This is a genomic window from Gluconobacter cerinus (assembly GCF_002723935.1).
GTDB classification, from domain to species: Bacteria; Pseudomonadota; Alphaproteobacteria; order Acetobacterales; family Acetobacteraceae; genus Gluconobacter; species Gluconobacter cerinus.
Window position 1 is genome coordinate 45768 of the sequence record NZ_BEWM01000008.1, and the last position, 9532, is coordinate 55299.

9 protein-coding genes and 1 pseudogene are annotated in these 9532 nt (G+C 60.9%); all 10 read left to right on the forward strand.

The annotated features are described in order from the left end of the window. Positions 1–137: 137 nt before the first annotated feature. On the forward strand, positions 138–914 hold the full coding sequence (locus tag GCE01_RS14695; RefSeq protein ID WP_099213448.1) for a helix-turn-helix domain-containing protein: 777 nt from the start codon (positions 138–140) through the stop codon (positions 912–914). A 98-nt stretch (positions 915–1012) separates the two neighbouring features. Then, positions 1013–2056 (forward strand): hypothetical protein, encoded by a 1044-nt coding sequence (locus tag GCE01_RS14700; protein WP_099213449.1) that lies wholly within the window; start codon positions 1013–1015, stop codon positions 2054–2056. Positions 2057–2183: 127 nt separating this feature from the next. Further along, positions 2184–2813 carry a DotI/IcmL/TraM family protein gene (locus tag GCE01_RS14705; RefSeq protein WP_099213450.1) on the forward strand — a complete coding sequence of 210 codons (630 nt, stop codon included), beginning with the start codon at positions 2184–2186 and terminating at the stop codon, positions 2811–2813. A gap of 11 nt (positions 2814–2824) precedes the next feature. Continuing rightward, positions 2825–3802 carry a DotH/IcmK family type IV secretion protein gene (locus tag GCE01_RS14710; RefSeq protein ID WP_099213451.1) on the forward strand — a complete coding sequence of 326 codons (978 nt, stop codon included), beginning with the start codon at positions 2825–2827 and terminating at the stop codon, positions 3800–3802. Beyond that, positions 3799–5085 carry a DotG/IcmE/VirB10 family protein gene (locus GCE01_RS14715; protein ID WP_099213452.1) on the forward strand — a complete coding sequence of 429 codons (1287 nt, stop codon included), beginning with the start codon at positions 3799–3801 and terminating at the stop codon, positions 5083–5085. Before GCE01_RS14710 ends, GCE01_RS14715 begins: the two co-directional genes overlap by 4 nt. Positions 5086–5152: 67 nt before the next feature. Then, a complete protein-coding gene (locus tag GCE01_RS14720; protein ID WP_099213453.1) occupies positions 5153–6334 on the forward strand; it encodes a hypothetical protein in 1182 nt (393 codons plus the stop codon). A 10-nt stretch (positions 6335–6344) separates the two neighbouring features. Continuing rightward, on the forward strand, positions 6345–6878 hold the full coding sequence (locus GCE01_RS14725) for a hypothetical protein (protein ID WP_015074964.1): 534 nt from the start codon (positions 6345–6347) through the stop codon (positions 6876–6878). Between the two features lie 103 nt (positions 6879–6981). Further along, entirely contained in the window at positions 6982–7413 is a 432-nt protein-coding gene (locus GCE01_RS14730; RefSeq protein ID WP_015074963.1) for a hypothetical protein, read from the forward strand. A 6-nt stretch (positions 7414–7419) separates the two neighbouring features. Next, a complete protein-coding gene (locus GCE01_RS14735; RefSeq protein ID WP_062028331.1) occupies positions 7420–8067 on the forward strand; it encodes a hypothetical protein in 648 nt (215 codons plus the stop codon). 13 nt (positions 8068–8080) lie between these two features. Further along, positions 8081–9532: pseudogene (locus GCE01_RS14740) on the forward strand (ATP-binding protein); the annotation flags it as partial.

Genomic DNA, 9532 nt, shown 5'->3' on the forward strand with positions numbered 1-9532 from the left:
TTCTAAATCGCAGATCGACATGCGACTGAGGAGAAATGTTAAATTCGAACTCAGTTGTCAGGGGCGCTCTCGTGGGTATTTTGCAGTATCCGGACCCGAAGTCCGGTGCGTAAGCCTGCCGAGAGAGAGAACTAGCCATGAACAAGAAAACAGAGACGCAGGTAAGTGACGGCCAATCTGATGAATACCTTGTGGAACTAGGACAGCGAATTAAGGATGTCCGGGAAGGCAAGGGAATGAATGTCGTAAATATTTGTTTCGTAACAGATTTGGCCGTTGGGACGATTTCAAATATCGAGAGGGGTAAAAATGTATCTTATGTTACCCTGCATAAGATACTTCTAGCCCTTAAGACGCCTCCCAATGAAATACTCCCCCCTGATGATCACGATATACTGCCGATCGAAGTCAAAGTAAGCGAAGAGGATACACAGAAGTATCTGGACCTGGTCAGTGCCTTCCAAAAATCCTCTACATCTTTATCTCATCTGATACATAAGCTCCATTTAGCACGCGAGCATGACGCGGCCGAAAGCAAGAATGCCACCTCGTCAGAAACTGACCCACGAGAACCAGTTGTGAGGCAGCTTGGTGAACGAATCAGAGATATTAGACTTGCCCGCGGGTTGAGTGTGTCTGAGTTGGGCGCGGCTAGCGGACACCAGACGCCCGCTATGCAACTAATCGAAATCGGCCTCAGAAAGCCCTCAATCGAGTCTCTTCGACGGATCGCAGCGGCCTTGAAGGTCGCTACAGCCGATCTATTCCCTGGCCTCCCCAACCAAAAAGACATTTTCAATTCTCTCCGCACGCTTGGGCTCTACAGCAACATTCAGAGCGTCCGCGAGCAGGTGGAATTTTTTAACGATAGCTTCATCGCATTAGGCGCAGCTGTTCAGAAGACAGTGAACTAACAAAAAACTTTTCTTCGTTTCTTGTAATAAGACTTGAAACGGATGATCTATCGTCGGATAAGACCTTACACGTTGAAACGCGATAGGGACTTCCGACGATGTTTGCACACACCCTCTGCTCCCCACTTCCGGCTTCCGGCGTCGTAGCAGGTGGGCTTTTCCAATCATCACTCGTAGAAGGCAGCAGTACGCATTCCCCGATTTCCCTTGGGAAAAACCCTGAGGAAATCAAAGCGCTCGTCGTCACAATGGCAACTAAGGGCGTAAATGTCGCGCACATAGCGGCCGCACTTTTCATAAGCCGCCTGGAAATCGAGGCCATTGCGCGAGAGGAGGGACTTCCTCTCAAGCGCACAGCGCTGAGGAACAGCCCTCGGGCATGGTCTCTTCTCGACATCAGCCGCCTCAGCCGCGCATGGGCCGAGGGCGAAGACCTTTCCGCCATAGCAAAGCGCCTCGACCGCACAGTCATGGCGGTTCGCAAAAAGCGCGCTGCCCTCGGCTTGCCCGCGCGGGAACGCTATGCCGAGGTGGTCTGGACGGACGCCGACGTTGCCACTCTTCTGGCTCACCGTGAGCGTCGCATCGGGCTCCAGCGCATTGCCAAACAGATGGGCCGCAGTGTCCGCAGCCTGCAACGAAAGCTCGTCAGCCTCCGCCCAGGTGCTGACTCTTGCGCCATTCCGGCCGACCCATCCGTCGTCCTGACCTGGGAACAGGCGTCACGCCTGACGCCAGAAGAGCGTCGGGGCCGCAGATGGCAGGTCCGGAACTCACCAACCGGGCTAATCATCGGCTTCAGCCGGAATGCCTGCACCACGCGCTGGTCCGTGGAAATGCAGCACGAGCTGGCCATGCGGCATTTTGCCCACCAGTCTCCTGACGCAGTGGCCGAGGACTTTCTCCTGACCGATCGCACCATCGTCAGTCAGTCCGGATGGCTCCATCTGCCGCGCCGCTCCAAGAAAGACATGCGCAACACGTTCGATCCGGACCTGTATGAGGTCTATCTGAAGAAGATGGATTACGTGCGCCGCGAATGCCTCGGTAAGGCCGGGTTCTATTTCTGGACCACCCGCCGTAACGGCCGCCGTATCAGCCGCTTGCACCAGCAGACCGCCGTCATGCGCTCGGGCGATTAATCCGCAAATATCGCCATTTTTTCAGCTTCAGTCGCAGATCAACGGGTCACGGTGACGATGACACAGTCATCATGAGGTTTGAAATGCCATCCGCAGCCCCGCTGTCGTTCCACGGAGACATCGCGCCATGAGCCGCTCCTCGGGATCCCTGAGCCGACGCCTGACCGATCCTGATTTTCAGGGAAAGATCGTTGAGCGTTCCTTGCAGACGTCCATCGCCCTCGCGGCTGTCGTGGTCGTTCTGGCCGTTCTTCTGGCCCGCGCCTGGTCGTATCATCCACTCCCGAAGTATTTCTTCGTGGATGGGATCAACGCCCCTCGCCCGGCTATCGCGCTAAACAGCCCGATCCTTAGTCAGGAAGATTTCCTGTCGTGGGTCATCAAGTGGTCGCTCAAGCCCTACAACATCAATTACCGGGATTATCCGTCGCAGCTTAACGCAGCCGGGTCGCATTTCACCATCAATGGCTGGAATACGTTCGCGCAGTCCTTCGTTCAGGACGGCAATCTGGCGAAAATGAAAGAGGCCAAGCTGCTCTGCTACGCGCAGCCGACGCGTGCCGCCACCATTCGCCAGCAAAGCATGGTCAACGGTCATCACCATTACGTCGTGCAGTTCCCGTTCGTTCAGACCTGCGAGAACGTCAATGTGGAAAGCTCCCAGACCCTGATGGCAACCGTGCATGTCGAGCGTGTCGATGACGCTGATCACCCTGACGGCATTGCCATCACCCAGCTTGTGGCCAGCCCGCAGTGAGGATCCGTGCCATGAAAACCCGTTCCTTTTCGTTAGCCCTCCTTGGCCTCATGGACTTCATGCCCTTCACCGCGCTGGCACAGTCGGCCGCCCCTGGTCCGGAGACCCCACCAGCGTCTCCCCCTCTCTCTGCCGAGCAACAGGATCAGCAGGCCGCCGAAGATGAGGCCATCCCCCTGACGCCGGAGATGATCCGTCGCCTCGGCAACCGTCTCAAGGAGAACCAGAAAGCGCGTGAGGATGTCGCTACGGAAGTCGCGGCTCCGACAAGCCGCCCGGCCATTCGCGTGTCTTTCGCCCCCGGCCAGCAGACATCGCTGATTTTCACGACCAAGGGCTATCCCACGGCCGTCTCGTTCGTAGACCGCTCCGGAGCACCCTGGCCGATCGCGTGGAACACGACCAGCACGTCCGCCAATCCGGATGGCCTGAAGAACTGCTCGTCTGACGGGGGTAAAGGGGGTTCCCCTGCCGTGCAGACCACGGGTTTTTACACCTGCGTTCCTTATGCTGGCAGCAACACCATCAACATCGAGCCCCTGTCGCTGTCTCCGCGTGGTGGCCTGCTCGTCACGCTCAAAGGCGCCATCAAGCCGATCTCGTTCCTGCTTCTGGCCGGTCGGGGCACCTATGACGACAACCTGACAGTGCGCGTGAACGAAGACGGCCCTAACGCCAAACAGGAAATGGGACCGGAAGCCGCCCCTGGCACGGCAGAGCCCTTCATGAATGCCATGCTGTCGGGGATCGCTCCGGCCTCCGCCGTTCCCCAGAGCGTCGAAGGTCTCTCCCCTGACGACGTGCGGGCATGGCGGATGGGGAATGAACTCTACATCCGCACGCGGCTGGCGCTCATGACGCCTGCCTGGGACAGTTCTGAGCGTGGTGAAGACGGCTACACCCTCTATGCCTTCCGCCAGACCCCCTACATTCTCCTGTCGGATTCCGGTCGGACCGTGTCCGCGTCTCTCAAGGACATGACGCCATGATGCCGAAGCTTCCCAAGTTCAAATCCGTCCTGTCGAGCGCGACACGCGGCGGAAACCGCCGCCTGGTCCTGCTCGGCGCCTCGGCCGTCTCCGTGATCGCTCTGGTGCTTGTCGTCTCACATCATGAGACCAAGCAGATGCCCAAGTCTGACCCGGGTCAGATCGCAGAGATGAACGCTCTGCCCGCTGGAACCAACACCAATCCGGAACAGGATCGTCTGCGTCATCTGCAGAACACCGAAACCGCACAGAAGTCCGAAGGCGCTGGCCAGTCCTACACGCCGGATCTGGCACCGGCCGTTGCGCGTGCCGACAAGGGCGAAAAGAAAGATGCCGTCCTGTCCTATGACGGCGCGCATGGTCAGCCGCAGGAAGTCGGGTACAACGCGCCGATTACCCCTCCTGCACCGCCGCCAACGCCGCCGCATATCGAAAATGCACCGCAGGCACCGCTTGTGCAGACCGATCCGGCCTATTCCTCTTCTGGTAATGGCGAAACCTCTCAGGCCGAGCAGCAGGAGCGTGAAAAGCGCCGCGCCCGCTATGTCGCCGAAATCGCGCGCATCGAAAGCGGGCTTCAGACCCGGCCCCCTGTCTCGGATCTTCAGGAAGCCGTGTTTAAGCCAGAGCAGGACGGCCAGCCTCAGGCCGAGAAGACAATGGCCACGCGTGGGGCAACGGGCGCATCCGCAGCGGCCACGGCCTCACACGATACGGCAGCTCCGCCAGCTCTGATTCCTGCCGGTCGCGGGATCTATGCCCATACCGTCACCGCGACGGACAGCGACCTGTCCGGTCAGATCGTGCTTGAGGCCGATAGCGGTCCCATCGCCGGCGACCGCATGATTGCGACTGTCGCAAGGGCACCCGGAAACGAGCAGCTCCTGGTCGTGCAGGTCAACAAGATCATTCATCAGGGCCGCAATCTCGCAACCAACGGCGTGGTGATGGCGCCCGACACCATGAAGCAGGGTGTCGCCTCCAGCGTCGATCCCCTGATTTTCCAGCGGTTCGTCATGCCGGCAGCGGCTGCATTCGTGCAGGGCCTCGGTCAGGCCATCGAAACCACGTCCAATGTCACCGGCAGCTACAGCGCCCTGGGCGGCATGAATTATATCCAGCGTCTGAACATGGGCCAGCAGCTCGGCGTCGCCGCAGGAAGTGCCGCCTCGGCCGTTAACAGCGCCCTGACACAGGATACGCCAACCCGCTCGCGGATCATTCTGGCCGCCAATGTGAATGTCGGCGTCATGTTCATGGATCCCGTTGTCGATAAGCCCTGAATTTCCGCACTCAGTCGCAGATCGTTCCCCGATCCTTCTGGCAGTCTCAGCCAGAAGGATCTTTTTTATGAGTTCCACAGTTCATCACCTGAACACCGAAACCACTCCGCGTCGGATGGAGCCCGCGTCGGCTGCACCCCCGCCGCCTTCTCAGCACGACACCGTGGCGGACGATCTGGACGGTCACGACGCCGACCCAACGGCCCATACTGACAGTCACACGGTCGAACCGGCATCATCATCCCGCTCCTCTTCTTTTCTCACGCCCCTGATCTCGCGCTACGAGGCGCTGACACCGCGCCAGAAGCTCTACGGCGGTTCGGGTCTCGGGATCTGCGGCGTCCTGCTCGTGGGGATTCTGGCGGCCAGTGGGCACCATCATCACCCTGTCTCTACGCCTGGCCAGGAAGTGGGCATGGATCAGACGGCAGCGCCCGTTGCTCAGGCCCCCGAACCGCCTCCGGTGGCGGCCCCTCCTGCCACCGCCGATCTTGCGGAAATGCAGACCCTCGGCCACCCGAAAGCTGCGGCGACCCCGTCCGCCACTGCGACGTCGCCGAAAGCGCCTCCTGCGGCCGCCGTTGCCACGCCGTCAGCCGCATCGCAGTCTGCGCCAGCCCAGACTGACGCCCCGGTCGTTGCTCCGCCCACACCTCCTGCCGATCCGGTCAAGACAGCGCAGACCCTTCAGGCCGCGCCCATGGCGACCCAGCAGCAGATCGACGTGCTTCAGCTCGTCACCGAAGAGGCCCGCGTCATCGAACGCGAGCGGGGCGAGGTCGAGAGCCTGCGGCAATCTCTGGCAGGGCGCAGTAAAGCTGAAGAAGACCGCCTGAACGATCTGACACGGCGCATTTCCCTGATTGAAGCCAATCACGCCGTCACGGGTGCTGAAAACTCCGGTGCGGATGAGGCCGCACAGGCCCACGCAGCAGCCGAAAAGGCGCGTGCGGCCTTGAGTGCTGCCATGAACAGGCCTGCGGCTGCGGCCCCGACGTCTTCGAACGCTCCACCCGCTCCGGCCGCCGTGGCCGGCCCGGCTCCAAAGCCTGCCTGGATCCATCACTACCGGATCGTTGCGGCCTCACCACAACTCGCCATGATCGAAGACAGCGCGGCCCCAAGCGGACAAGCCCGTCAGTTCGAGGTCGGCGTTGGCACCGTCATTCCCGGTTACGGCGTCGTCCTGACCATCAGCCAGCAGGGCGCCACCTGGGTTCTGCACACGGCTCATGGCGACCTGAACTGAGGAGGCCAGCATGGAAGGCCTTGTCAATCTCGTCCATGAAATCGCCGTTGCCATGGGCTGGCTTCTGCCCACGGCCTGCTACGCGGCGGCCGTGAGCTGCCTGATCTTCAGTCTGGTCGGGATCTATCAGTATTACCACCCGACCATTCAGGCCCTGCAGGACAAGCCGTGGCTGCCCTATCTGTCGCTTGTCCTGTGCGGTGTCTTCGCGTCGTTCAACGTCATCCTCACCAAGAGCACGGCCTCGGCCGGAACCGACGTGCAGGTCACTCTGGGCGACGCGGCGACCAGTTACAGCACGGCGGACAGCCTGATCACCGGTACCGGCCCCAAGGACGCGATCCTCGCGATCGTCAAAGACTTTGCCCTGTTCTTTCAGATGTTCGGGGCATGGACGTGCTTCTTCGCCGTCCTGACCTGGTTTGCAATCCAGCGAGGCCGTTCAAACCGGGAGCGCCTTGGCTGCGGCATCCAGTACGTCTTTGGCGTCATGCTCCTCAATCCCGTCAAGGACGCCACCTGGATCCTTTCTTTCTGGCCCTGAAACGGGCTGACGAAAAAAAACACCCCTCGCCCGCCTCAGTCGCAGATCACGCGGTCAGATTGGTTGGCAGAGGGGATTGTCCCTCACAACGGAGAAACAACTCATGACATCCCAGACAGCCCCGTCTTCTTCCCGCGCTCTCACCAAGATCGGCGCGACCGTCGCGACAGCAACCATGCTGCCGATGGTGATGGCTGGCACCGCTCTTGCTGCCGCAGGCGGTACGGCCTCCAGCAACGGCCTTGGCCATCAGATCCAGAACATGGCGCAGGAAGGTACGGACACCATCGGTGTCGGCTCTGCCGCAGCCCTCTACGCGCTGGCCATTGTCGCGCTCGTGACGGGTATCGTGCTGTTCTACAAGTCCCAGAAGGAAGAGACCAAGCGCCCGGGCATGGCGATTGCCGGCGTCGTCTGCTTCGTTCTGGCCGGTGTGGCGGCTACAGGTCCGAAGTGGATCAACAACTCTGCGAACACGGCCTCCAACGGGAATGCTGAAATCAGCAATACCGCCAAGAGCTACCAGTTCCAGTAAGCTGACATGACCTCCGATCCGTTCTTCCTCCAGCCTGGTCTCGACCAGGAGATCCGGCCCGGGAAAGACGGGTCGGATGGCTCGTTCACCTGCTCCTGCTGCGGTTTGCCGTCGCCCGGGGCAGGTCTTCCCTGGACTGGTCCCTCCTCGGGGGCCGGTCTCAGGGTCTGCCAGGTGTGCAATCTCCTGCAGGACACATCGCGTGCGGCCATCGACGCCGAGGCCATGCTGGTCTGGTGGCCGGAAATCTCCCAGTCGCGCCTGATGTTTCTTGTTCGCACGGCCCACCAGACGCTCCGCCTGATGGCCAGACAACAGGGTCAGTCTGACCGCCAGTTCTGGGACACCGTCCTGAAGGCTATCCCGGACCCTCTGCTCGGCACGCAGTTTTCCCCCTCTTTCCGGACGCCCATGACGCTCCTGCGTCTGCTGGAGTCCAGACGTGCGGAAGCCGAGCATCGACTGCAATCCGGCTCCATCCGTCAGATCACAACGGCCATGCGCCTGTGTGGCAGCGCCGATGAGGCCGTCCAACGCAATCTCGCTCTCCTCCGCGCAGGCCTGCGCATTCTGCCAACCGGCAGGCTGCTTGACGCTGGCGCTGACGTTTACCCGACCTTCCTCGACAAGGCCCTTGCCCTCACCCCATCCTGACGCGGAGTTTCCAATGTCTGGCTTTTTGACCGAGTTGCTTGCCAGCGCGAGCCTCTTCCTTCGTCAGCCCCTCGAATCCTTTTGCGATGTCGAGACCAATCATACGGACGCCGTCCATCAGGACCGGCTCGTGACACTCCGGGGCGAGTACGTCTCGGTTCTGCGCGTGAATGGTCTGCGCACCATGTGCTCGCGTGCAGATGTGGAAGCCGTCGCCGAACAGCAGCGCATCGAACTTCAGGGCCTGCTCGAAGGCACCGGTCATGTGATCGAAGGCTGGTATATCTCCGACCCGGATCAGGCCCGCGTCGCCGTGGATCTGCTGGCGCTCAATGGATGCGAGCAGATTTCGCGCATGATGAACGCTGACTTCCACGACATCATCAATGAGCGCCGCCTGCGGTGGCCTCAGGTGATGCGGTGGGAGGATGCCTGCTACATCCTGTGGACCCGACCGGCCGTTCTGACCCGCGAAGAAAAGAAGCAGGTGGCGGCCGAGAGAAAAGAGCAGGTCAAGGCGTGGCCAAAAGCGGGGAGCGGTCAGCGCTTTACCCTGCGCTCCGAACTCATGGCAGGCCGACATGATGCGTTTGTGGCGCGTGTGCAGGACAGCATGTCCAATCTCGGCATCTCCACAACGCTGCTCCGGGCCGATGAATCCATCACGCTGGCGCGTGAAACGCTCTACCGAGAGACGGCCGGAAGCGGCTGGAAGCCCACGCTGGTGGGCGACCCTGTCATGCCGCGTCTTCCGGATGACGAAAAACAGAGCAAAAAGACCGAAAACCTGCTCTGGCCGTCCCTGCGCGATCAGATTTTCAACGCGGATGCCGAAAATCAGGGCGGCCAGCTCGTGACGGTCGGTGATTACACCTATGCCCCCGTGGACATGCTTCTCGGCCCCGAGGATCCGCGCCCGTTCTCCGAACTGCTCAACACTCTGGGCCGCAAGCGTCTGCCCTGGCGCAGTTCCATGATCCTCGAAGGCGGTGGCAAAGCCGCGTTCGCCATCAAGGAAACAGGGGCCACCATGCTCGGCATGTTTCCGGGCAACAAAGACATTACGCGGGCTTTTCAGGCCATCAAGCGGATGCGCGAGACGGAAAACCATAATTCCGTCCGGATGCGGATGACCGCCAGCACCTGGGCACCGGTCGGCGAAGACAAGCTGCTGCGTCGCCGTGCGGCCGATTTATCTCAGGGCCTCGAAAGCTGGGGCGGCTGCAAGACCACCCGTGTTCCGGGCGACCCGCTTGAGGCCGCCATGGGGTCGGTGCCGGTGCTTTCTCTGGGTTCCACGGCCACCCCGGCTCTTGCGCCTCTGGGGGATGCCATGGGCATGATGCCGTGGATGCGAAGCGCCTCCCCCTTCCCGCAAGGTTCCATCCTCTTTCGTAAGCCCGATGGCGGGATCTGGCCGTTCGATCCGACTGGCGGCGGTGTACGTGAGCATATCGCGGATATC